The organism is Rhodococcus sp. AH-ZY2 (assembly GCF_030916465.1).
Classification (GTDB): Bacteria; Actinomycetota; Actinomycetes; order Mycobacteriales; family Mycobacteriaceae; genus Rhodococcus; species Rhodococcus ruber.
Window position 1 is genome coordinate 2,092,191 of record NZ_CP126458.1, and the last position, 22,159, is coordinate 2,114,349.

General features: G+C 71.8%; 22 protein-coding genes. 12 read left to right on the forward strand and 10 right to left on the reverse strand.

What is annotated here, in order from left to right; translation table 11 throughout:
- Positions 1-2,103 (reverse strand): transketolase, encoded by a 2,103-nt coding sequence (tkt, locus tag QNA09_RS10835; protein WP_010595092.1) that lies wholly within the window; start codon positions 2,101-2,103, stop codon positions 1-3.
- Between the two features lie 184 nt (positions 2,104-2,287).
- Between tkt and QNA09_RS10840 the strand changes: the two genes are divergently transcribed.
- Positions 2,288-3,265 (forward strand): heme o synthase, encoded by a 978-nt coding sequence (locus tag QNA09_RS10840; RefSeq protein WP_026138082.1) that lies wholly within the window; start codon positions 2,288-2,290, stop codon positions 3,263-3,265.
- 89 nt (positions 3,266-3,354) lie between these two features.
- On the opposite strand, the gene QNA09_RS10845 is transcribed toward QNA09_RS10840, so the two are convergent.
- Positions 3,355-4,320 (reverse strand): quinone oxidoreductase, encoded by a 966-nt coding sequence (locus tag QNA09_RS10845; RefSeq protein WP_010595090.1) that lies wholly within the window; start codon positions 4,318-4,320, stop codon positions 3,355-3,357.
- Between the two features lie 22 nt (positions 4,321-4,342).
- Here QNA09_RS10845 and QNA09_RS10850 point away from each other — a divergent pair, with 22 nt between their 5' ends.
- On the forward strand, positions 4,343-4,684 hold the full coding sequence (locus tag QNA09_RS10850) for a hypothetical protein (RefSeq protein ID WP_010595089.1): 342 nt from the start codon (positions 4,343-4,345) through the stop codon (positions 4,682-4,684).
- A gap of 80 nt (positions 4,685-4,764) precedes the next feature.
- Here QNA09_RS10850 and QNA09_RS10855 read toward each other — a convergent pair whose 3' ends face one another.
- The 4 genes from QNA09_RS10855 to mptB are packed head-to-tail and all read right to left on the reverse strand — an operon-like array spanning position 4,765 to position 9,257.
- Positions 4,765-5,730: a heme A synthase gene (locus QNA09_RS10855; RefSeq protein ID WP_010595088.1), complete on the reverse strand. Its 966-nt coding sequence runs from the start codon at positions 5,728-5,730 to the stop codon at positions 4,765-4,767.
- 49 nt (positions 5,731-5,779) lie between these two features.
- Entirely contained in the window at positions 5,780-6,577 is a 798-nt protein-coding gene (locus QNA09_RS10860; RefSeq protein ID WP_119699772.1) for an ABC transporter permease, read from the reverse strand.
- The gene (locus QNA09_RS10865; protein ID WP_010595086.1) at positions 6,574-7,518 is read right to left on the reverse strand and encodes an ABC transporter ATP-binding protein; all 945 of its coding nucleotides are present in this window, start codon (positions 7,516-7,518) and stop codon (positions 6,574-6,576) included. Before QNA09_RS10865 ends, QNA09_RS10860 begins: the two co-directional genes overlap by 4 nt.
- Complete coding sequence (gene mptB / locus QNA09_RS10870) at positions 7,515-9,257, reverse strand: polyprenol phosphomannose-dependent alpha 1,6 mannosyltransferase MptB (RefSeq protein WP_010595085.1); 1,743 nt, start codon at positions 9,255-9,257, stop codon at positions 7,515-7,517. The genes QNA09_RS10865 and mptB overlap by 4 nt, the downstream gene beginning before the upstream one ends.
- Positions 9,258-9,354: 97 nt before the next feature.
- On the opposite strand from mptB, the gene QNA09_RS10875 reads away from it, so the two are divergent.
- The 8 genes from QNA09_RS10875 to QNA09_RS10910 all read left to right on the forward strand — a co-directional run bounded on the left by QNA09_RS10875 (position 9,355) and on the right by QNA09_RS10910 (position 16,348).
- Positions 9,355-10,095, forward strand: coding sequence for a metalloregulator ArsR/SmtB family transcription factor (locus QNA09_RS10875; protein WP_228287153.1), 741 nt, complete (start codon positions 9,355-9,357; stop codon positions 10,093-10,095).
- Between the two features lie 91 nt (positions 10,096-10,186).
- Positions 10,187-11,632, forward strand: a complete 1,446-nt coding sequence (sufB, locus tag QNA09_RS10880; protein WP_040271542.1) for a Fe-S cluster assembly protein SufB — start codon at positions 10,187-10,189, stop codon at positions 11,630-11,632.
- Positions 11,633-12,862 (forward strand): Fe-S cluster assembly protein SufD, encoded by a 1,230-nt coding sequence (gene sufD / locus QNA09_RS10885; RefSeq protein WP_017682206.1) that lies wholly within the window; start codon positions 11,633-11,635, stop codon positions 12,860-12,862.
- Between the two features lie 43 nt (positions 12,863-12,905).
- Positions 12,906-13,703: a Fe-S cluster assembly ATPase SufC gene (gene sufC / locus QNA09_RS10890; RefSeq protein ID WP_119699773.1), complete on the forward strand. Its 798-nt coding sequence runs from the start codon at positions 12,906-12,908 to the stop codon at positions 13,701-13,703.
- Between the two features lie 14 nt (positions 13,704-13,717).
- Positions 13,718-14,971, forward strand: coding sequence for a cysteine desulfurase (locus tag QNA09_RS10895; RefSeq protein WP_010595078.1), 1,254 nt, complete (start codon positions 13,718-13,720; stop codon positions 14,969-14,971).
- Positions 14,971-15,459 (forward strand): Fe-S cluster assembly sulfur transfer protein SufU, encoded by a 489-nt coding sequence (gene sufU, locus QNA09_RS10900; RefSeq protein ID WP_010595077.1) that lies wholly within the window; start codon positions 14,971-14,973, stop codon positions 15,457-15,459. Before QNA09_RS10895 ends, sufU begins: the two co-directional genes overlap by 1 nt.
- Positions 15,459-15,839: a metal-sulfur cluster assembly factor gene (locus QNA09_RS10905; RefSeq protein WP_010595076.1), complete on the forward strand. Its 381-nt coding sequence runs from the start codon at positions 15,459-15,461 to the stop codon at positions 15,837-15,839. The genes sufU and QNA09_RS10905 overlap by 1 nt, the downstream gene beginning before the upstream one ends.
- A gap of 8 nt (positions 15,840-15,847) precedes the next feature.
- Positions 15,848-16,348, forward strand: a complete 501-nt coding sequence (locus QNA09_RS10910; RefSeq protein ID WP_202637527.1) for a MarR family winged helix-turn-helix transcriptional regulator — start codon at positions 15,848-15,850, stop codon at positions 16,346-16,348.
- A 44-nt stretch (positions 16,349-16,392) separates the two neighbouring features.
- Here the strand turns inward: QNA09_RS10910 and QNA09_RS10915 are convergent, their stop codons facing one another.
- The 3 genes from QNA09_RS10915 to QNA09_RS10925 are packed head-to-tail and all read right to left on the reverse strand — an operon-like array spanning position 16,393 to position 19,336.
- Positions 16,393-17,367 carry a Ku protein gene (locus QNA09_RS10915; RefSeq protein ID WP_059174634.1) on the reverse strand — a complete coding sequence of 325 codons (975 nt, stop codon included), beginning with the start codon at positions 17,365-17,367 and terminating at the stop codon, positions 16,393-16,395.
- A 52-nt stretch (positions 17,368-17,419) separates the two neighbouring features.
- Positions 17,420-18,544, reverse strand: a complete 1,125-nt coding sequence (locus tag QNA09_RS10920) for a lycopene cyclase family protein (RefSeq protein ID WP_119699774.1) — start codon at positions 18,542-18,544, stop codon at positions 17,420-17,422.
- A 3-nt stretch (positions 18,545-18,547) separates the two neighbouring features.
- On the reverse strand, positions 18,548-19,336 hold the full coding sequence (locus QNA09_RS10925) for an SDR family oxidoreductase (protein WP_040271551.1): 789 nt from the start codon (positions 19,334-19,336) through the stop codon (positions 18,548-18,550).
- 125 nt (positions 19,337-19,461) lie between these two features.
- Here QNA09_RS10925 and QNA09_RS10930 point away from each other — a divergent pair, with 125 nt between their 5' ends.
- A complete protein-coding gene (locus QNA09_RS10930; protein WP_010595071.1) occupies positions 19,462-21,090 on the forward strand; it encodes an ABC-F family ATP-binding cassette domain-containing protein in 1,629 nt (542 codons plus the stop codon).
- A 148-nt stretch (positions 21,091-21,238) separates the two neighbouring features.
- Positions 21,239-21,484 carry a helix-turn-helix domain-containing protein gene (locus QNA09_RS10935; RefSeq protein WP_010595070.1) on the forward strand — a complete coding sequence of 82 codons (246 nt, stop codon included), beginning with the start codon at positions 21,239-21,241 and terminating at the stop codon, positions 21,482-21,484.
- 5 nt (positions 21,485-21,489) lie between these two features.
- Here QNA09_RS10935 and QNA09_RS10940 read toward each other — a convergent pair whose 3' ends face one another.
- Positions 21,490-22,062: a TetR/AcrR family transcriptional regulator gene (locus QNA09_RS10940; protein ID WP_010595069.1), complete on the reverse strand. Its 573-nt coding sequence runs from the start codon at positions 22,060-22,062 to the stop codon at positions 21,490-21,492.
- Positions 22,063-22,159: the final 97 nt, after the last annotated feature.

Here is a 22,159-nt window from a genome sequence, read left to right on the forward strand (position 1 = left end):
TCATCCCTTCACTCGGGTCAGCGAGCGGCGGGCGGCGTCGACGACGGCCTCGGCGGTGATGCCGAACTCGCGGAACAGGGTCTTGTGGTCGGCGGAGGCGCCGAAGTGCTCGAGCGAGACGGCCTCGCCGGCGTCGCCGAGCAGGCGGTGCCACGGCATCGCCAGTCCGGCCTCGACGGAGACACGCGCACGCACCGCCGGCGGGAGCACCTCGTCGCGGTACGCCTGGTCCTGCTGGAGGAACCAGTCGAGGACCGGCACGGAGACCACGCGGGTGGGCACACCGTCGGCCTCGAGTACCTCGCGGGCGGCGACGGCGAGCTGCAGCTCGGAGCCGGTGCCGAGCAGGATCACCTCGGGCGTGCCGGTGGACGCCTCGGCGAGCACGTACGCGCCGCGGGGCAGGCCCTCGGCGGCCTTCTCCCGGGTGCCCGCGAGCACCGGCACATCCTGGCGGGTCAGGGCCAGGGCGGTCGGGCCGGTCTTGTTCTCCAGCGCCGCGGCCCACGCGAACGAGGTCTCGTTCGCGTCGCCGGGACGGATCACGGCCAGATTCGGGATCGCGCGCAGCGCGGTGAGGTGCTCGACCGGCTGATGGGTCGGGCCGTCCTCGCCGAGACCGATCGAATCGTGGGTCCACACGTAGATCGCCGGGGTCTGCATGAGCGCGGCGAGCCGCACGGCGGGACGCATGTAGTCGCTGAACACCAGGAAGGTGCCGCCGTAGGGGCGGGTCGGGCCGTGCAGGGCGATGCCGTTGAGGATCGAACCCATCGCGTGCTCGCGCACACCGAAGTGCAGCGTCCGCCCGTAGGGCTGGGCGTTCCAGTCCTTCGTGGAGATCGACACCGGGCCGAACGAGTCCGAGCCGGGGATCGTGGTGTTGTTCGAGCCCGCCAGGTCGGCCGAACCGCCCCACAGCTCGGGCAGCACCGGGCCGAGCGCGGCGAGGGCGCTGCCGGACGCCTTACGGGTGGCCGGGCCCTTGGCGACCGGCTCGTAGGTGGGCAGGACCTCGGTCCAGCCGGCGGGGAACTCCCCGGCCTGTAACCGGTCGAACAGTTCCTTGCGCTGCGGCTCCCGGCCGGCCCACGCGTCGAACTCGGCCTGCCATGCGGTGCGGGCCGCCGCGCCGCGCTCGACGACGCCGCGGGTGTGCTCGATCACCGCCGGGTCGACGTCGAAGTGCCGCTCCGGGTCGAACCCGAGGGCGGTCTTGACGGCGGCGACCTCCTCGGCGCCGAGGGCGGCGCCGTGCACGTCGCCGGTGTTCATCTTGGTCGGCGCCGGGTAGCCGATGATCGTGCGCAGCACGACGAGCGACGGCTTGTCGGTGACGGCCTTGGCGGCCTCGACGGCGTCGAGGATCGCGGTGACGTTCTCGCCGCCCTCGACGGTCTGCACATGCCAGCCGTAGGCCTCGTAGCGCCGGGCGACATCCTCACCGAGGGCGATCGCCGTGTCGTGCTCGATGGAGATCTTGTTGTCGTCGTAGAAGACGATCAGGTTGCCGAGCTGCTGCACGCCCGCGAGGGACGAGGCCTCCGACGTCACGCCCTCTTCGATGTCGCCGTCGGAGGCGAGGACGTAGATGTGGTGGTCGAACGGGCTCGCGCCGGTCGCGGTGTCCGGATCGAACAGGCCGCGCTCCCGGCGCGCCGCCATCGCCATGCCCACGGCGGAGGCCAGGCCCTGCCCGAGCGGGCCGGTGGTCATCTCCACCCCCGCGGTGTGCCCGAACTCGGGGTGGCCCGGCGTCTTCGAACCCCACGTGCGCAGCGCCTCGAGGTCGGCGAGTTCGAGCCCGTACCCCGACAGGTACAGCTGGATGTACAGCGTCAGGCTCGAGTGTCCGCACGAGAGCACGAACCGGTCCCGTCCCACCCAGTGCGGGTCGGTCGGGTCGTGCCGCATCACTTTCTGGAACAGCGTGTAGGCCACGGGGGCAAGGCTCATCGCCGTGCCGGGGTGCCCGTTGCCCACCTTCTGGACCGCGTCGGCGGCGAGCACGCGGGCGGTGTCGACGGCCTTGGTGTCGAGGTCGGTCCAGTCGGCGGGGTGCACTGCCTGGGTGAGGGAGCGGATCTCGTCTGTGATCGACACGAGCAGAAGTCTCCTGACATGGGTATACGGGGAGCGTGCGGGCGCGAGAGCCTCGAGCGCCCCTCCAGAGTAATGTGCTGCGCTTTGCGGGTCGATTCGGTCCGGGCCTGCGCGACGTCTACCATCGTTCGTAGTAGAGCGACGGCGAGCGAAGGTGCGTAATCGCGTGGTGCAAGGAGACAGGGTGCGGGCAGGGCAACGGCCGGGAGGTCACGGCTTCGGCGCCCCCGAGGCACCTGGACCGCCTCGCCCCGACACGATGTGGGGACGCGTTTCGGGCACGGTGCTCGCCTATATCGCGCTGACCAAGCCGCGCGTGATCGAGTTGCTGCTGGTGGCGACGATCCCGGCGATGCTCTTCGCCGACCGCGGCGAGGTGGACCTGGTGCTCATCGCGAGCACCCTGTTCGGCGGGTGGATGGGTGCGGCGAGCGCGAATGCCCTCAACTGCGTCGTCGACGCCGACATCGACAAGGTCATGAAGCGGACGGCGCTGCGGCCGCTGGCCCGGCAGGCCGTCCCGACCCGGCACGCGTTCGTGTTCGGCGCGGTGCTCGGCGTCGTGTCGTTCCTGTGGTTGTGGTGGCGGGCGAATCTGCTCGCCGGCCTGCTCGTGGTCGCCACGATCGCCTTCTACGTCCTGGTGTACACGATGGTCCTCAAGCGCAGGACCTGGCAGAACGTGGTGTGGGGCGGGGCCGCCGGGTGCATGCCCGTGATGGTCGGCTGGGCCGCGGTCACCGGCTCGCTGAGCTGGGAACCGATCGTGCTGTTCCTGGTGATCTTCTTCTGGACACCGCCGCACACCTGGGCGCTGGCGATGCGGTACAAGGAGGACTACAAGGCCGCCGGCGTGCCCATGCTGCCCGTGATCGCGAGCGAGCAGCACGTCACCAAGCAGATCCTGCTCTACACCTGGGCGACCGTCCTGGCGACGCTGGTGCTCGTGCCGGCCGCCGGCCTGGTGTACGCGGCGGTGACCGTCGCCGCCGGCGCCTGGTTCCTGCTCGTCGCGCATCAGCTGTACCGCAGCGTCCGGGGCGGGGCGGCGGTCAAGCCCCTCAAGCTGTTCCTGCAGTCGAACAACTACCTCGCCCTGGTGTGCCTGGGCCTGGCCGTGGACTCGGTGCTCGACCTGCGCACCATCGCCTCGTTCTTCTGATCCGCCTTCCGCGCGGCTCCGGGACCCGGCGAATGTACCGTCCGCTGCCGGAGAGCGACGGAAGCGGTACTTCCGCCCGGAGCGGACCTTCAGGGGAGCAGCACGATCGAGCCGGTCGTGCGACGGGCCTCGAGGTCGCGGTGTGCCTGCTCCGCCTGTGCCAGCGGGTACCGCGCGCCGACCCGGACGGTGAGGGTCCCGTCCGCGACGGCGGCGAACACCTCGCCCGCCCGCCACATCAGCTCCTCGCGGGTGCGCACGTGGTGCGCGAGGGTCGGCCGGGTGACGTACAGCGAGCCGGCGGGGTTGAGCCGCTGCAGATCGAACGGCGGCACCGGACCGCTGGCCGCGCCGAACAGCGCCAACGTGCCGCGGATGCGCAGCGAGGCGAGCGACGACTCGAACGTGGCCGCGCCGACGCCGTCGTAGACCGCCGCGACGCCCTCCCCGCCGGTGAGATCCCGGACCTGCTCGGCGAGGTCGTCGGTGTAGCGCAGCACCTCGGCGGCGCCCGCGCCGCGCGAGAGGGTTTCCTTCTCGTCGGAGGAGACGGTCGTGATCACCCGCACGTCCTTCGCGGCGGCGAGCTGGGTGAGCAGCAGGCCCACCCCACCGGCGCCCGCGTGCACGAGCACGGTCTCGCCGGGCTGCGCCGGATACGTCGAATTGAGCAGGTAGTGCGCGGTCATGCCCTGGAGCAGCGCCGACGCCGCCTGCTCGGCGGGAACCGCGTCGGGCACGGGCACCGCCACCGCCGCCGGCACGAGCACCTGTTCGGCGTAGGAACCGTCGGCCGCTGCCCAGCTCACCCGATCGCCGACCGCGACGCCGCCCACGCCCTCACCGACCGCGACGACCCGTCCGGTGCCCTCGGATCCGGGAATGTACGGCAACTCCCGGGGGTAGAGCCCGGTGCGGAAGTAGGTGTCGATGTAGTTGACGCCCACGGCGTCGGTCCGGACCAGCAGCTCGCCCGGCCCCGGCTCGGGAGCGGGGAGCTCGACGGGGGTGAGCACCTCGGGGCCGCCGAACCGTGCCACTTCGATTGCACGCATACGTTCACAGTATTCTGCAGGCATGAGCGCCGATACTCAGGTCGTGGCCGCACCGGCCGACATCGTGAAATCCCTCCGCAGCTTCGTCGCCGCGCACGGTGGCTCCGCCAAGGCGGTGCTGCAGCCGGTCGCGCGGGGCGCGGTGCGCATCACCGTCGTCGCCGAGGACGGGGTGCTCGGCGACCGGGTGGTGCGCGATCTCGCCACGGCGCACGCGGTGGTCGAGGCGCTGCCCGGCGTCACGGTCTCGGAGTGGGATCGCGAAGTGACCAGCATCGCGACGCCGCAGCAGGGCCACTGGAAGAAGATGGCCGGCTGGGTGGCCCGTCAGACCCGGTTCCCGCGGGCCCGCAACGAACGCTGACCGATCCTCGAACGGCTCCGGGGGTCACCCGTCCTGGGTGGCCCCCGGAACCGTTTCTCCGGCGCGCGTGCGCCCGGGGGTCAGACGGCGACCGGTTCGCGGGCCGGTTCGGTGGTGCGGACCCGTCCCGCCGCCCACACCGCTGCCGTCGCGGCCGTGCACAGCCCGGCGCCGGCGACGTGCACGGCGACGAGGGCGGCGGGCACGTCGGTGAAGTACTGCACGACCCCGACGAGGGCCTGGGCGACGACGAGGGCGAGCAGCACGTGCAGGCGCGTCTTCACCGCCTGCGGCGCGGCCACGGCGTACAGCGCGAAGGCGAGGCCGACGAGCAAGCCGAGGTATCCGACGAGCAGTTCGGCGTGCAGGTGCACCAGGGACTCGATGTCGATCTCGAGGCGCGGCACCGGCCGATCGGCGCTCTTGTCGCCGGCGTGCGGGCCGGCGCCGGTGACCATCGTGCCCGCGACGAGCACCCCGGCGAGCAGTACGGCGGACAGCGCGGTCAGGGTCCGGAGCGGGCGCGGGATCGTCTCCACGACCGCCCCGTCGTCGGGCTCGCCGACCTTCGCATGCAGCAGCACCGCCAGCCACACCATCAGCATCGACGCCAGCAGGTGCACCGCGACGGTCCACCAGGCCAGGCCGGCGAGCACGGTGATGCCACCGATGACGGCCTGCAGGACGGTGCCGGCGGGCATCAGCCACGCGTAGACGAGAACCTCGCGGCGGCGCCGGGCCCGGGTCACGGCCAGCACGACCGCCGCGGCGGACGCGACGACGACGAACGTCAGCAGCCGGTTGCCGAACTCGACGACCTGGTGCAGGGTGGCGACCTCCTCGGAGACACCGACGGGCACGAAGCTGCCCGGGAAGCACTGGGGCCAGGTGGGGCACCCCAGGCCGGACGCGGTCACGCGGACGATCGACCCGGTCACGGCGATGCCGCCCTGGGTCAGGATCGCGATCAGCGCGAGCAGCCGCTGGGTCCGCAGGGACGGCAGGGGCAGACGGTCGACAAGGCGCAGGAAGCCGCGATACAGCACATCGACGATGGTACGGGCCGGTCCACTACAGCCTGTAGTGGGGTGCCGGTCAGACGAACCGGAACAGTCTGCTCGCCAGGACCCCGCCGGCGGCCGCCCACGCGCCGAGGATCGCCACGGCCAGCCAGTCGACGCTGCCGCGCAGCGCCGCGTCGAGGGCGAGGGCGAGCGCCCCGGACGGGACCAGGCGCGCCAGATGCACCACCGCATCGGGCAGACCGCCGCCGGCGAGGACGACGCTGCCGATCCCGAGCAGCACGAACCAGATGATGTTGGCCAGCGCCAGCACGATCTCGGCGCGCAGGGTGCCGCCGAGCAGCAGACCCAGGGTGGCGAACGTCACGGTGCCCAGGGCGATGACGGCGGCGCCGAGCAGCAGCCCGACCGGGTCCGGGCGCCAGCCGAGGGCGAGACCGATGCCGCCCAGCAGAATCGACTGCAGTGCGACGACGAGGGCCACCGCACCGCTCTTGCCTGCGATGATGCCCCATTTCGGCAGGGCGGTGGCGCCGAGTCTTTTCAATGCACCGTATCTGCGGTCGAATCCGACCGCGATGGCCTGCCCGGTGAACGCCGTCGACATCACCGCGACCATCATCACCGCCGGCAGCACGCGCTCGACGCGGGCCTCGCCCAGATCGCCGATCGGGAGCAGGGTGAGCCCGATCAGCAGGGTGATCGGGATGAACATCGTCAGCAGCAGCTGCTCGCCGTTGCGCAGCAGGAGCACCAGCTCCATGCGGGTCTGCGCGGCGAGCATCCCCGCCGGGCCGTTCGGGCGGGGCGCGGGAGCGAAGGTGCCGGGCGCGAACCGGTTCGCCGCCAGGCGCTCGTGCGAGGTGCTCATCCGCGGATCTCCCGTCCGGTCAGGTCCAGGAACACGTCCTCGAGGCTGCGCTGGTCCACCCGGATCTCGCGGGCCAGGACACCCTGGTCGGCGCACCACGCGGCGGCCGCCGCGACGACCTGCGGATCGATGGGGCCCTCGACGAGATACCGGCCGGGACCGGCCTCGCGCACCCGGAACGCGTCCGTCACCGCGGCACGCAGGGGAGCGAGATCCAGCCCCGGGGCGGCGGTGAGCCACAACTGGCCCTCCGCGCCGGTGCTGGCGACCTCGGCGGGGGTGCCGGCGGCCACGATCCGGCCGTGATCGATGATGACGACCTCGTCGGCGAGTTCCTCCGCCTCGTCCATCAGGTGCGTGGTGAGCAGCACCGCGACGCCGTCGCGCCGCAGGGCGTCGATCAGTTCCCACACCAGCAGCCGCGCCTGCGCGTCCAGACCGGCGGTCGGTTCGTCAAGGAAGACGAGTTCGGGCCGGCCGACGAGGGCGCAGGCCAGCGCGAGCCGCTGCTGCTGCCCGCCGGACAGCCGCCGATAGGGGGTGCGCCGTGCCTCCTCGAGCCCGAGGCTGCGCAGCAGCCAGGCCGGATCGAGCGGATCCGCGGAGTAGGCGGCCACCAGATCGAGCATCTCCCCGGCCTTGGACCCCGGATAGGCGCCGCCGCCCTGCAGCATGACCCCGATCCGCGGGCGCAGGGCCTCGGAGTCGGCGATCGGGTCGAGCCCGAGGACCCGCACGGTCCCGGAGTCGGGGGTGACGAAGCCCTCGCACATCTCCACGGTGGTGGTCTTGCCGGCACCGTTGGGGCCGAGCAGCGCGAGCACCTGGGCGCGGTCGACGGTCAGGTCGAGCCCGTCGACGGCGGTGAGGTCGCCGAACCGCTTGACGACGCCCTCGAGGCGGACGGCGGGCGGCGCAGCGACGGGGGATCTCGAGGTCACGAGGTTCCAGCGTAGGCGCCGGGCGAATCGGCGGGACGCGGTGGTGCGTCGTCCTCGTCGCGCCAGGGCAGCCGGTTGCGGGTGGCGAAGATCGCGAGCCCCACCACGACGACCGTCGCGATGGCCGCCTGCACGATGATGAACGGCTGGTACTCGCCGCCGTTGGGCATCAGGATCACGCTCACCAGCGACGAGAACGCCACGGTGGGGAGCCGGAAGATCGGCCGGGTGGCCCACGCGGCCAGCGGGATCACCGCCCACAGCAGGTACCAGGGCTGCACCACCGGGAACAGCAGCACGATCGCGCCGAGGGACACCCCGAGCGCGCCCACCGGATGCAGCCGGCCGGTGAGCACCGCCAGCATCATCCGCACCGTCACCAGCGCCGCGATCAGCGCGGCGACGGGCCGGGTGAGCGACAGGATCGCGGTCGTGTGATCACCGAGACCGAGCAACACCCCGGCCAGGCCGGTGCCCAGGCCGAGCAGCGTCGGGATGGACATCCAGCTGCGCACCTCCGTCGCGGTCCCGAGGGTCTGCGTCCAGCCGAACCCGAGCCCGCTGCCCCAGCTGACCGCGCCCACGACGACGACGGCGACCACGGCGAGCAACGCGGCGGCGGAGACCACCGCGCGCACGGTGCCGCCCCAGCGGTGCGCGAGCGCCATCCCGACGAAGCCGAGGGCGAGCAGCGACGGCACCTTGACCATCGCCGACAGCGCGATCACCGCGGAGCCCGCCAGCAGCCAGCCCAGCGCCCGGCCGCGCAGCGGCGCCGCCGGATCGGCGGTGTGGATGCCGCGCAGCGCCAGCTCGAGACCGGCCAGCATGAGACCGAGCATCAGGGCCTCGTTGTGGATGCCGGCGACGAGGTGGAACAGCAGCAGGGGATTGGCCGCACCGAGCCACAGGGCGCTGACGGCGGCGACACCGCAGCGGCGCGCGAGCCGCGGCAGCGCCCACACGATCAGCGCGACCCCGGCGAGCGCGGTCACGCGGTGCAGGAACACCCCGGCGACGATGTTCTCGCCCGTCAGGTCGGTGATCCGCTGCCCGAGCCACAGGATCGCCGGCCCGTACGGCGCCGGCGTGTCGCGCCAGATGTTGGGCACGGTGCGGGTCAGGACGTGGTCGACCCCCAGGGCGCCGGCGGGGCCGATCCCGTAGGGGTCGAGGCCGCGGGCGGCGATCTCGCTCTGCGCCAGATACGAGTAGACGTCCTTGCTGAACATCGGGGGCGCCACCGTCAACGGCAGGATCCACAGCAGCAGGGTGCGGTCGAGCTGGGACCGGCTCAGGCGTCGGGGCACCCCGTCCGGGTCGCGGCGGCCGACGGCGAAGCGACCGAGCAGCAGCCAGGCCAGCACCACCAGCACGGTGCCCGTCATGGTCAGCGTCAGCGCGGCGCTGGGCATGCGCGCGGGCAGCCCGAGCACCCGCAGGCCCTGGACGGGGTTCTGCAGCACCGGCTGCGCTCCCGCGCCGAGCGCGCCGACCGCCATGAGCACGGTGCCCGTCGCGCCGAACAGCCGGATGCGGTGCAGCTGGGTGGTCTCGGTGGCGTCGAGACCACGCCCCTCGAGTTCGTCGCCGTGCAGGATCGTGGCCACGGCGGGGCCGCCGCCGCGCCCGTCGAGTCCGAGGGCGCGCCGGCCGAGTTCGGCGGCGCGGGCCCCGAGGGCCGCGGCGCAGCGGCTCGGCGCCGGCCCGGTCGGGTCGGGTTCCACGGTGGACGGCACGCGAGCAGCGTAGCGGGGACGGAAACCGGGACTTTGCCGCCTGTAAGGTAGGGCACCCTTTGTAGACCGGCCGGGGCAATTCCGTCACACTGGTGTTGTGAAAACGACGTCCGATACCGGGGTGCACGGGGAACGCGCAGGTCATCCGCCTGCCGGGTTGCCGGTCGCCCAGGTGCCGGGCGCCCACGAGGGGCAGACCCGGGCGGCGGTGGTGCAGCTGCTGCTCGAGGAGGGACCGATCACGGCCACCGAGATCGGCGCCCGTCTCGGACTGAGCGCGGCCGGGGTGCGCCGCCACCTCGACGCCCTCATCGACACCGGCGAGGCCCAGGCGGCTCCGCCACCTCGGCGGGAGGGCCGGGGGCGGGGACGGCCGGCGCGCCGCTTCCAGCTCACCGCGGTGGGCCGGGCACGGCTGGGGCATTCCTACGACGACCTGGCCAGCGCCGCGATGCGGCACCTGCGGGAGGTCGGCGGCGAGGCGGCGGTCGAGGACTTCGCCCGGCGTCGCGTGCAGTCCCTGCTCGGCGGGGTCACCCCGGTCGAGTCCGGGAGCGGCGCCGAGATCGAGGACACCGCCGAGGACATCGCGGCGGCGTTCACCGATGCGGGGTTCGCGGCCTCGACCCGGCGGGTCGGCACCGGCGTGCAGATCTGCCAGCACCACTGCCCGGTCTCGCACGTCGCCGAGCAGTTCCCCGAGCTCTGCGAGGCCGAGCTCGAGGCGTTCACCCGGATTCTCGGCACCCACGTCCAGCGGCTGGCGACCATCGCCAACGGCGACAGCTTCTGCACCACCCACGTGCCGGTGCCGCCGTCGGACGCCCGGAAGACCTGAGCAGGACCCGCACATCCCCGACAGAAGCACGACGTTGTCCGCCGGCGACCAGCCCTCGCCGGCACCGAACAAGACTCCGGAAGGAGCTCACATGACCGTCACATCGGATCAGGCGTCGGCCGGCGCGCCGCTGACACAGGAGGAGACCATCGCGTCCCTCGGTCACTACGGCTACGGCTGGTCGGATCCCGACGCGGCCGGCGCCACGGCCCAGCGAGGGCTGTCCGAGGCGGTCGTGCGCGACATCTCCGCGAAGAAGAACGAGCCCGAGTGGATGCTCGACATCCGCCTCAAGGCGCTGCGCACCTTCGAGAAGAAGCCGATGCCGGGGTGGGGTTCGAACCTCGAGGGCATCGACTTCGACAACATCAAGTACTTCGTGCGCTCCACCGAGAAGCAGGCCACGAGCTGGGAAGAACTGCCGGAGGACATCAAGAACACCTACGACAAGCTCGGCATCCCCGAGGCCGAGAAGCAGCGCCTCGTCGCCGGGGTCGCCGCCCAGTACGAGTCCGAGGTGGTCTACCACCAGATCCGTGAGGACCTCGAGTCCCAGGGCGTGATCTTCCTCGACACCGACACCGGCCTGCGCGAGCACCCCGAGATCTTCAAGGAGTACTTCGGGTCGGTCATCCCGGCCGGCGACAACAAGTTCTCCGCGCTGAACACCGCCGTGTGGTCGGGCGGCTCGTTCATCTACGTCCCGCCCGGCGTGCACGTCGACATCCCGCTGCAGGCCTACTTCCGGATCAACACCGAGAACATGGGCCAGTTCGAGCGGACCCTGATCATCGTCGACGAGGGCGCCTCCGTGCACTACGTCGAGGGCTGCACCGCCCCGATCTACAAGTCGGACTCGCTGCACTCGGCGGTGGTGGAGATCATCGTCAAGAAGGGCGGGCACTGCCGCTACACGACGATCCAGAACTGGTCGAACAACGTCTACAACCTCGTCACCAAGCGCACCAAGGTCGAGGCCGGCGGCTCGATGGAGTGGATCGACGGCAACATCGGCTCCAAGGTCACCATGAAGTACCCGGCCGTGTGGATGATGGGCGAGCACGCGCGCGGCGAGGTGCTCTCCGTGGCGTTCGCCGGCGAGGGCCAGCACCAGGACACCGGCGCGAAGATGCTGCACCTGGCGCCGCACACCTCCTCGACCATCGTGTCGAAGTCCGTGGCCCGCGGCGGTGGACGCGCCTCCTACCGCGGCCTGGTGCAGGTCAACAAGGGCGCGCACGGGTCGAAGTCGACCGTCAAGTGCGATGCGCTGCTCGTCGATCAGATCTCCCGCTCGGACACCTACCCGTACGTCGACATCCGTGAGGACGACGTGACGATGGGGCACGAGGCGACCGTCTCCAAGGTCTCCGACGATCAGCTGTTCTACCTGATGAGCCGCGGCCTGACCGAGGACGAGGCGATGGCGATGGTGGTGCGTGGCTTCGTCGAGCCCATCGCCAAGGAGCTGCCGATGGAGTACGCGCTCGAGCTCAACCGCCTGATCGAACTGCAGATGGAAGGGGCAGTCGGCTAAATGACTGCGGAAGCGAAGAACACCCCCGCCACCGGCTCGCCGGTCGTCGCCACCGGGGTGCAGGGAGCCGCGCGCTCGGAGAAGGCCGCCGGGCCGGCCGTGAACAAGGGGGAGGTGTTCACGTCGTTCGACGTGGACGCCTTCGAGATCCCCTCCGGCCGCGACGAGGCGTGGCGATTCACCCCGCTGCGCCGCCTGCGGGGCCTGCACGACGGCACCGCGGTCGCCGACGGCACCGCCACCGTGGAGGTCACCCCCGTGGACGGCGTGCAGGTCGAGACCGTCGGCCGCGACGACACCCGCCTCGGCGAGGGCGGCGTGCCCGCCGACCGCGTCGCCGCCCAGGCCTACTCGGGCTTCACCACCGCCACCGTCGTCACGGTCGGCCGCGAGGTCGAGGTTCCCGAGCCCGTCACGATCACCGTCACCGGCCCCGGCGAGGGCAAGGTCGCGTTCGGGCACCTGCAACTGCGGCTCGAGCCGTTCGCGTCGGTCACCGTGGTCCTCGACCAGCGCGGTTCCGGCACCTACGCCGAGAACGTCGAGTTCGTCCTCGGCGACAGCTCGCGCCTGAACATCGTCGCCGTCCAGGACTGGGCCGACGACGCGGTGCACGTGGCGGCCCACCATGCCCGCCTCGGCCGCGACGCCGTGCTGCGGCACTTCACCGTCGGGCTCGGCGGTGACCTCGTGCGCGTGTCCCCGACGGTCCGGTACGACGCACCCGGCGGCGACGCCGAGATGCTCGGCCTGTACTTCGCCGACGCCGGCCAGCACCTCGAGCAGCGCCTGCTCGTCGACCACGCGCAGCCGCACTGCAAGTCCAACGTCGTGTACAAGGGGGCGCTGCAGGGCGATCCCGGCTCCGGCAAGCCGGACGCGCACACGGTGTGGATCGGGGACGTGCTCATCCGCGCCGAGGCCGAGGGCACCGACACCTTCGAGCTCAACCGCAACCTGGTGCTTACCGACGGGGCTCGCGCCGACTCGGTGCCCAACCTCGAGATCGAGACCGGCGAGATCGTCGGTGCCGGCCACGCCAGCGCCACCGGCCGGTTCGACGACGAGCAGCTGTTCTACCTGCGTGCCCGCGGCATCTCCGAGGAGCAGGCCCGCCGGCTGGTGGTCCGGGGGTTCTTCCACGAACTCGTCGAGAAGATCACCGTGCCCGCCGTCCGGGAGCGGCTCGAGGCCGCCATCGAGGCCGAACTCGCCGCCGTCGGCGCCTGACCCCCACCCGTTCTCCCATATTCGCGAAGGAACCGTTACCGACATGTCCACCGAGCAGAACGTCCTCGAGATCAAGGACCTGCACGTCCGCGTCGCCCAGACCGACGACAACGCCGAGCCGATCGACATCCTCAAGGGCGTGAACCTCACCGTCCGGTCCGGGGAGACCCACGCCATCATGGGCCCCAACGGCTCGGGCAAGTCCACCCTGTCGTACGCCATCGCCGGCCACCCCAAGTACGAGGTGACCTCCGGGTCGATCACCCTCAACGGCGAGGACGTGCTCGCGATGGGCGTGGACGAGCGGGCCCGCGCCGGCCTGTTCCTGGCCATGCAGTACCCCGTCGAGGTCCCGGGCGTGTCCATGTCGAACTTCCTGCGCACCGCCGCGACCGCGGTCCGCGGTGAGGCCCCGAAGCTGCGCCACTGGGTCAAGGAGGTCAAGTCGGCGATGACCGAACTCGACATCGACCCGGCGTTCGGCGACCGGTCCGTCAACGAGGGCTTCTCCGGCGGCGAGAAGAAGCGCCACGAGATCCTCCAGCTGGGCCTGCTCGCGCCGAAGATCGCCATCCTCGACGAGACCGACTCCGGCCTCGACGTCGACGCCCTGCGCGTGGTCTCCGAGGGCGTCAACCGCTACCAGGAACGCGAGCACGGCGGCGTGCTGCTGATCACCCACTACACCCGCATCCTGCGCTACATCAAGCCGCAGTTCGTGCACGTGTTCGTCGGTGGCCGCGTCGTCGAGTCCGGCGGCCCGGAGCTCGCCGACGAACTCGAGACGAACGGTTACGTGCGCTTCACCCAGGCCGCCGCGGCCGCGGGTGCCGACAAGTAAGGAACGGTGAGCCGATGACGGTGCAGGTGCCCACGGTGGACGTCGCCCGGATCCGGGCCGACTTCCCGATCCTCGGGCGCACGGTGCGCGACGGGAAACCCCTGGTCTACCTCGACTCCGGGGCCACCTCGCAGCGCCCGACGCAGGTCCTCGACGCCGAACGGGCGTTCCTGACCACCTGCAACGCGGCCGTGCACCGGGGAGCGCACGAGCTGTCCGAGGAAGCCACCGACGCCTACGAGGGTGCCCGCGCCGTGATCGCCGACTTCGTCGGCGCGGACGCGGACGAGCTGGTGTTCACCAAGAACGCCACCGAGTCGCTCAACCTCGTCGCCTACGCCTTCGCCGACGCCCGGTTCCCCCGGCGGGTCGGGCCCGGCGACGAGATCGTCGTCACCGAGCTCGAACACCACGCCAACCTGGTGCCGTGGCAGGAACTCGCCCGCCGCACCGGCGCCACGCTGCGCTGGTACGGGGTGACCGACGACGGCCGCATCGATCTCGATTCCCTCGAGCTCACCGACCGGGTCAAGGTCGTCGCCTTCACCCACCAGTCCAACGTCACCGGGGCCGTGGCGCCGGTCGAGGAGCTGGTGCGGCGCGCGAAGGCCGTCGGCGCGGTCGTCGTGCTCGACGCCTGCCAGTCGGTGCCGCACATGGGCGTGGACTTCCACGCGCTCGGGGTCGACTTCGCGGCCTTCTCGGGCCACAAGATGTTCGGCCCGTCCGGCGTCGGCGTCCTCTACGGACGCCGCGAGCTGCTCGCCGACGTGCCACCGTTCATCACCGGCGGCTCGATGATCGAGACCGTCACCATGGAGGCCTCGACGTTCGCGCCGCCACCTCAGCGCTTCGAGGCGGGCTCGCCGATGTCGTCGCAGGCCGTCGGACTCGGTGCCGCGGTGCGGTACCTGCAGCAGATCGGCATGGACGCCGTCGCCGCGCACGAGCACGAGCTCACCGCGGCGGCCCTGGCCGAACTCGCGGGCATCGACGGCGTGCGGATCGTCGGCCCCACCACGGCCGAGCAGCGCGGCGGGGCCGTGTCGTTCGTCGTCGACGGGATCCACGCGCACGACCTCGGACAGATCCTCGACGACGAGGGCGTCGAGATCCGCGTCGGTCACCACTGCGCGTGGCCGCTGCACCGCCGATTCGGGATCGCGGCGACCGCCCGGGCCTCCTTCGCCGTGTACAACACGCTCGACGAGGTGGCCGCGCTCGGTGCGGCGATCCGCCGGGCCCAGGACTTCTTCGGAGCACGCTGATGCGGATGGAACAGATGTACCAGGAGGTCATCCTGGACCACTACAAGCACCCGCACCACCGGGGCCTGCGCGAGCCCTACGGAGCGCAGGTGCACCACGTCAACCCCACGTGCGGCGACGAGGTGACGTTGCGGGTGCAGCTCGCCGGCGACGGCACCGTCGCGGACGTCTCCTACGACGGGCAGGGCTGCTCGATCAGCCAGGCGTCGACCTCGGTGCTCACCGACCAGGTGATCGGGCTCCCGCTGGACCGCGCCCTGGCCACCGTCGACGCGTTCGCGGAGATGGTCGGCAGCCGGGGAACCGTCGAGGGTGACGAGGACGTGCTCGGCGACGGCATCGCCTTCGCCGGGGTCTCGAAGTATCCGGCGCGCGTGAAGTGCGCGCTGCTGGGCTGGATGGCGTTCAAGGACGCCGTCGTGCAGATCACCGACGGCACCGACAGCACTCACCGGACCGCACCCGTAGCCAGTGGAGGACAGAACTGATGACCGAACCCGTGACCCCGGCGGACGAGACCGCCCCCGCCGCCCCGGACGCGTCCCCCGCCCTCGATCCCGAGCGGTACGACGAGCTCGAGGAGGCGATGCGCGACGTCGTCGACCCCGAACTCGGGATCAACGTCGTCGACCTGGGCCTGGTCTACGGCATCTCCGAGGACGACGACGCCGTCACCATCGACATGACGCTCACGTCGGCGGCCTGCCCGCTCACCGACGTCATCGAGGACCAGTCCCGCAACGCCCTCGTCCGCAGCGGACTGTGCGACGAGCTGCGCATCAACTGGGTGTGGATGCCGCCGTGGGGACCGGACAAGATCACCGACGACGGTCGCGAGCAGTTGCGCGCGCTCGGGTTCACCGTCTGACGCGGCCGGTGACCCGGCACGTCCCCCAGGTGTCCCCGGACCCGGGAGCCGCCGGCTCCGCGGACCCGGGAGCCGCCGGCTCCGTGGATCCGATCACCGCACTCGAACACGAGTTCATGGCGCTGATGCGCCGCGGCCGGGACCAGATGGGGGTGCGGGCCCGCGCCGTCCACCCCCAGCTGGATCCCGCGTGCTACCCGCTGCTGGTGCTGCTCGGCCGCGCGGACGCGGTGGCGATGTCGGAGCTGCTCCGCGATCTCGCGATCGAGAAGTCGACGTTGACGCGACGCATCGACGCCGCCGTCCGGCTCGGGCTGGTCGAGCGGACGCCGGATCCGCACGACGCCCGCGCACGGCTCGTCGCGCTCACCGCCGACGGCCGGGAACGGTTGACCGCACTGCAGCGCGAACAGACAGCGCGGTGGCGGCGCCGCCTGTCCACCTGGGATCCCGCCGACGTCGAGCAGCTCACCGCTCTGCTGCGCCGGCTCGGCGACGGACTGGACTGAGGACGTACCGCCCGACGCCTGAGGCCCCGGCCGGTGCCGGGGCCTCAGGCCCGCTTGCGGGCGGTGGACTTCTTCGCGCTCGACTTGGTTGCCGCCGTCTTCTTCGCGGCCGACGTGCCGCCGGACTTCGCGGCGGTTTTCTTCGCCGGAGTCTTCTTCGCGGCGCTCTTGCGGGCGGGTGACTTCTTCGCCGCCGAGCCGCGGCCCGGCGCAGCCTCCTCCTCCTTCTTCTCACCGGACGCGGCGTCCACGCTGCGCTGCAGCGCAGCCACCAGATCCAGCACCTCGGCGTCCTCGGCCGCGGGTTCGCCCGCCGGGGTCACCGGCAGCACCTTCTCGCCGCCCCGGGCGATGATGTCGTCGATCAGCGACCGCAGCTCGGCCTGGTACTCGTCGGTGAACTCGTCCGGCCGGAAATCGTCGGCCATCGACTCGACGAGCATCTCCGCCATCGCCATTTCCTTCTGCTTCGGCGGCTCCGCGTCGTCGAGCACCGGGAACGACACCGACCGCACCTCGTCCGGCCACAGCAGGGTCTGCAGCACGAGCACGCCGTCCCGGTTGCGCAGTGCCGCCAGCCGGGTGCGTTGGCGCAGCGTGAAGTGCACGAGCGCGGTGCGATCGGTCTGGGTGAGCGTCTCGGCGAGCAGCGTGTACGCCTTCGGCGACGACGAGTCCGGCTCGAGGTAGTAGGACTTCTCGAAGAAGATCGGGTCGATCTGCTCCGACGGGACGAACTGCAGCACCGGGATCTCGTGCTTCTCCGCGACGGGCAGCTTGTCGAAGTCCTCGTCGGTGAGCACGACCCGGACGCCCTCGTCGGAGTCGTAGGCCTTGTCGATCTCGGCGTAGGGCACCGACTCGCCGCATTCGGTGCAGACACGGTCGTACTTGATCCGGCCGCCGTCCTTCGCATGCACCTGGTGGAACCGGATGTCGTGGCTCTCCGTGGCGGAGTAGACCTTCACCGGCACGTTCACCAGTCCGAACGCGATGGCACCCTTCCAGATCGAACGCATGGTTCCATCATGATCGAGATCGGCGTCCGCCGCGCGGAACCCGGCGAACTCGTCACCACAGGGCGCGCAGCATGGCCCCGCGCAGGGCCGGCGAGCCCGTCGTGAACATCCGGGTCATCGCCGCCACCGTCCCGCCGAGGTCGGTGCGACCGGACAGGTAGGAGCGCTGACGCTCGGGCGGCAGCGTGAAGAACCCGGCGAAGAACGCCGGGGTCTGTTCCGGGTGCAGTTTCAGCAGCACCCGCAGCCCCGAGGCGCGCAACTGCGCGACCGCCCGCGCCGAGGGCGACCACAACGCCGCCGTGGCCTTGCGGCCCCCGGCGAGCGCGTGCGCCACGGGATCGGCCGCCGCCAGCGAGGCCGCCACCGCGTACCCGGTGCCCGGGTGCATCAGACCGCCGCGGGCCCCGAACCGGGCCACCCCGCGCGTCGATTCCGGCGGCGGCTGCACCCCGAACCGCACCCGCTCGACGGGCTCCGATCCGCTCAGTTCGACCCCGCGCGCGGCGAGCCGGACCTCGAGTCGCCGCCGCAGCTCGGGGAGGGGTAGCGCCGGCCGGCCCACCAGGCAGGTCTCCTCGAGCAGCATCCGGTCCTGCCCGAGCGGCACCGCGTACAGGAACGACGGCGCATCCCCCGAGTCGGTGCGGTTGTCGCGCCGCCAGTCCATGAACCAGGCGTCGCGACCCTGCAGCGCGGGTGCAGCGGTCGCGGTGTCGACGATCACGCCGAAGGCGGTCTGCTGGGCGCGGGAGCGGTGGGCAGGCACCCCGCGCGCGTCGATCACGGCCCGCGCGCGCAGCGCCGCACCGTCCGCGAGGACGACGTGGTCGGCGGCGACGACGTCCGCCCGGGCGGTGCAGACCCGCACGCCGTCCAGCGACAGACTTCGCTGCAGTGCCGATGTGTCGAAAACACCGTAGGGGCGCGGAATTCGGTGCGGCCGCACGGTCCACGCCGACGGTTCCGCCACCCGCGCCGCGAGTACCGACTCGGGCAGCCAGGGAGGCAACTCGTCGAGCCACGCCGCGTAGGTCGCCGTCCACGGCCGGTCCGGCCGCGGATCCACCGCGAGCACGTCGAGACCGGCCGCGGCGGCGCGGTGGGCCAGCGCGCGCCCGGCGGGCCCGAGCCCGACGACGATCACCTCCGCATCGATCACCTTCGCGTCGATCACCCGCTACATCGCTCCCGTCGCCAGCAGTCCACCGTCCACCCGCACAGTCTCCCCGGTGATCCACCCGGCCGCATCCGAGACGAGGAAGGCGACCAGTTCGGCGACGTCGGCGGGGGTGCCGAGCCGGCGCATGGGGTACCGGGCGGCGGCGCTGTCCTCGCCGTCGGCGACGAGTGCGGCCGCGAACTTCGTCTTCACCACCCCGGGCGCCACCGCGTTGACGCGCACGCCCGGGCCGAGCTGCCAGGCCAGCTCCTCGGTCAGCCGGATCAGCGCCGCCTTCGAAGCCCCGTACGCGGCGATCACCCCGGTCGACCGCAGGCCCGCCACGCTCGCGATGTTGACCACGGACCCGCCGTGCTCACCCATCCATGCGCGGTAGGCCTGCTGCACGAATCCCAGCGCGGCGACGACGTTGACGTCGAAGATCTTGCGGACGGCGTCGAGGTCGGCGTCCATCAGCGCCCCGAAGACGGGGTTGATGCCGGTGTTGTTGATCAGGATGTCCAGGGTGCCGAGCTCGGTGACGGTGCGCCGCACCGCCTCGGCGCGGGCCTCGGCGTCCCCGGCGTTGCCGGGCAGCTCGAGCACCCGTCCGCGGTGACCGATGGCGCGCAGCTCGCCGGCGGCCTCGGCGAGCGGCTCGGCCTTGCGGGCCGTGAGGGCCACGTTCGCGCCGCGGGCGAGCAGCGCCGCGGCGATCGCCTTGCCGATCCCGCGGCTCGCTCCGGTCACCAGTGCCGTCCGGCCCGTCAGGTCCGAGCCGGCGGGATATAGGGGGGAAGTCGTCATGCCGGGGAACGTAGCGCATCTCACGTCGGGAGTCGGCGCTGCGGACGGTAAAATGAATGGTTCGTGCGCCTGCCCCTGCGGCATCATCGGCAACCGATCCGAAACATCCCTGAGGAGTCCCACGCGTGATCACCGCCACCGATCTGGAAGTCCGCGCCGGCGTGCGGACGCTGCTCTCGGCGCCGGGACCGGCGCTGCGGGTGCAGCCGGGCGACCGGATCGGGTTGGTCGGACGCAACGGCGCCGGCAAGACCACCACCCTGCGCATCCTCGCGGGGGAGGGGGAGCCGTACGCGGGTGCCGTCGTCCGCTCCGGTGACCTGGGGTACCTGCCGCAGGACCCCCGCGAGGGCAACCTCGACGTGCTCGCCAAGGACCGCGTGCTCTCCGCCCGCGGCCTCGACGAGATCCTGCGGGCGATGGAGAAGCAGCAGGCCGTCATGGCCGAGGCCGTCGACGAGAACGTCCGCGACCGGGCGGTGCGCAAGTACGGGTCGCTCGAGGAACGCTTCTCGGCCCTCGGCGGGTACGAGGCCGAATCCGAGGCGGCCCGCATCTGCACCAGCCTCGGCCTGCCGGACCGGGTGCTGGGCCAGCCGCTGCGCACCCTGTCGGGCGGCCAGCGCCGCCGCGTCGAACTGGCCCGCATCCTGTTCGCCGCCTCCGACGGTTCCGGCAAGTCCGCCACCACCCTGCTGCTCGACGAGCCCACCAACCACCTCGACGCCGACTCGATCACCTGGTTGCGCGGATTCCTGCAGAACCACGACGGCGGGCTGGTCGTCATCAGCCACGACGTGGACCTGCTCGCCGACGTCGTGAACAAGGTGTGGTTCCTCGACGCGGTGCGCGGTGAGGCCGACATCTACAACATGGGCTGGAAGAAGTACCTCGACGCGCGGGCCACCGACGAGGCGCGCCGTCGCCGCGAACGTGCCAACGCCGAGAAGAAGGCGTCCGCGTTGCGTCAACAGGCGGCCAAGCTCGGCGCGAAGGCCACCAAGGCCGTCGCCGCGCAGAACATGGCCAAGCGCGCCGACAAGCTGCTCGCCGAACTCGACGAGGTGCGGGTGGCCGACAAGGTGGCCAAGATCCGGTTCCCGGACCCGGCGCCGTGCGGCAAGACCCCGCTCACCGCCGAGAGCCTGACGAAGGTGTACGGCTCGCTGGAGATCTTCACCGGCGTGGACCTGGCGATCGACCGGGGCAGCCGCGTCGTCGTGCTCGGCCTCAACGGTGCCGGCAAGACCACGCTGCTGCGGCTGCTCGCGGGGGTCGAGACCCCGGACGCGGGCGGGCTGGTGCCCGGACACGGCCTGAAGATCGGATACTTCGCCCAGGAGCACGACACCCTCGACGACGATGCGACAGTGTGGGAGAACATCCGGCACGCGGCACCGGACGCCGGGGAGCAGGACCTGCGGGGGCTGCTCGGGGCGTTCATGTTCACCGGCCCCCAGCTCGACCAGCCCGCCGGGACGCTGTCCGGTGGCGAGAAGACCCGCCTGGCGCTGGCCGGGCTCGTATCCTCCGCGGCGAACGTGTTGCTGCTCGACGAGCCGACCAACAACCTGGACCCGGTCTCGCGGGAACAGGTGCTCGACGCGCTGCGCAGCTACGCCGGTGCGGTCGTGCTCGTCACCCACGATCCCGGGGCCGCCGAAGCGCTCGATCCGGAGCGCGTCATCCTTCTTCCGGACGGCACCGAGGACCACTGGTCGCAGGAGTACCTGGAGCTGATCCAGCTCGCCTGAGCTTCGACCTGCGCGGCGGGTGCGGGCGCATCTCCGGTGCGGCCCCGGAGTCGGCCGCTGCGGCCCGGACCTGCGCGATTCCTCCCGGTGCCCCGCGCCGTGAACTAGCCTGGGAGGCGGGGCCTTGCCGAGCCGACGGGAGGATCCGATGGCACGCAAATCCGAGCACGCCGGGAGCGTACTGACCAAGGGCACACGGGTCACGGGGGAATCGCGTGACCGTCTGCAGGCAGAACTGAAACGCCGCTACGAGGCCGGGGCGAGCATCCGGACGCTGGCGCAGGAAACGGGCCGTTCCTACGGGTTCGTGCACAACGTGCTCGTGGAGTCCCACGTCGCGCTGCGCGGCCGGGGCGGACCGAACCGGCGCAGCGCGGCACGCGCCTCGACCTGACCGGGTCAGCCGGCGGCGGTGCGCCGCACGGACTCCTCGACCAGGTCCAGTACCGCCGCCAGCTCGCCGTCGGCGGTGCCCGAGGCAAGCCGCGCGATCAGCCCGTCGAGAACCAGGTCCAGGTAGCTGAGCACGACCTCGGTCGGCACGTCGTCGCGCAGCCGGCCGGCCTCGCGTTGCCGTTCGAGCCGGCCCACCGTCGCCTTGGTCAGCTCCGCGGAGTGCTGGGTCCAGGCCTTCGCGAAGTCCGGGTCGGTGCGCAGGCGCCGCGTGATCTCGAGCCGGGTACCGAGCCAGTCGAACTGCTCGGGTGAGGCGAGCATGTCGCGCATCACCTGCACCAGGCCCTGCTCGGCGGCGACGTCGGCCATCCGCGCGGCGTCTTCCTGTGCCAGGGCCAGGAAGAGGCCGTCCTTGTCCTTGAAGTGATGGAAGATCGCGCCGCGGGACAGTCCCGTGGCGTCCTCCAGGCGGCGCACCGTGGCGCCGTCGTAGCCGAACTCGGCGAAGCACCGGCGGGCGCCGGCGAGGATCTGTCTCCGGCGCGCGGCGAGGTGGTCCTCACTGACCTTGGGCACCGCGAACGTCCTTTCGGGGCGGAGACGGCGGGCCCGAGACGAAGTCGCCCCGAGCCCGCCGCCGGTGCACAGCGTGGTCCGCCCGCGGGTGCGGGCG

Coding starts and splice junctions, on each gene's coding strand:
- QNA09_RS10845 (WP_010595090.1), bottom strand. CDS start 4,320: ATGCGTGCAATCGAAGTGGCACGGTTCGGCGGCCCCGAGGTGCTCACC.
- QNA09_RS10860 (WP_119699772.1), bottom strand. CDS start 6,577: ATGAGCACCTCGCACGAGCGCCTGGCGGCGAACCGGTTCGCGCCCGGC.
- QNA09_RS10850 (WP_010595089.1), top strand. CDS start 4,343: ATGAGCGCCGATACTCAGGTCGTGGCCGCACCGGCCGACATCGTGAAA.
- sufB (WP_040271542.1), top strand. CDS start 10,187: ATGACCGTCACATCGGATCAGGCGTCGGCCGGCGCGCCGCTGACACAG.
- QNA09_RS10905 (WP_010595076.1), top strand. CDS start 15,459: ATGACCGAACCCGTGACCCCGGCGGACGAGACCGCCCCCGCCGCCCCG.
- sufU (WP_010595077.1), top strand. CDS start 14,971: ATGCGGATGGAACAGATGTACCAGGAGGTCATCCTGGACCACTACAAG.
- QNA09_RS10915 (WP_059174634.1), bottom strand. CDS start 17,367: ATGCGTTCGATCTGGAAGGGTGCCATCGCGTTCGGACTGGTGAACGTG.
- sufD (WP_017682206.1), top strand. CDS start 11,633: ATGACTGCGGAAGCGAAGAACACCCCCGCCACCGGCTCGCCGGTCGTC.
- QNA09_RS10895 (WP_010595078.1), top strand. CDS start 13,718: ATGACGGTGCAGGTGCCCACGGTGGACGTCGCCCGGATCCGGGCCGAC.
- QNA09_RS10925 (WP_040271551.1), bottom strand. CDS start 19,336: ATGACGACTTCCCCCCTATATCCCGCCGGCTCGGACCTGACGGGCCGG.
- QNA09_RS10935 (WP_010595070.1), top strand. CDS start 21,239: ATGGCACGCAAATCCGAGCACGCCGGGAGCGTACTGACCAAGGGCACA.
- sufC (WP_119699773.1), top strand. CDS start 12,906: ATGTCCACCGAGCAGAACGTCCTCGAGATCAAGGACCTGCACGTCCGC.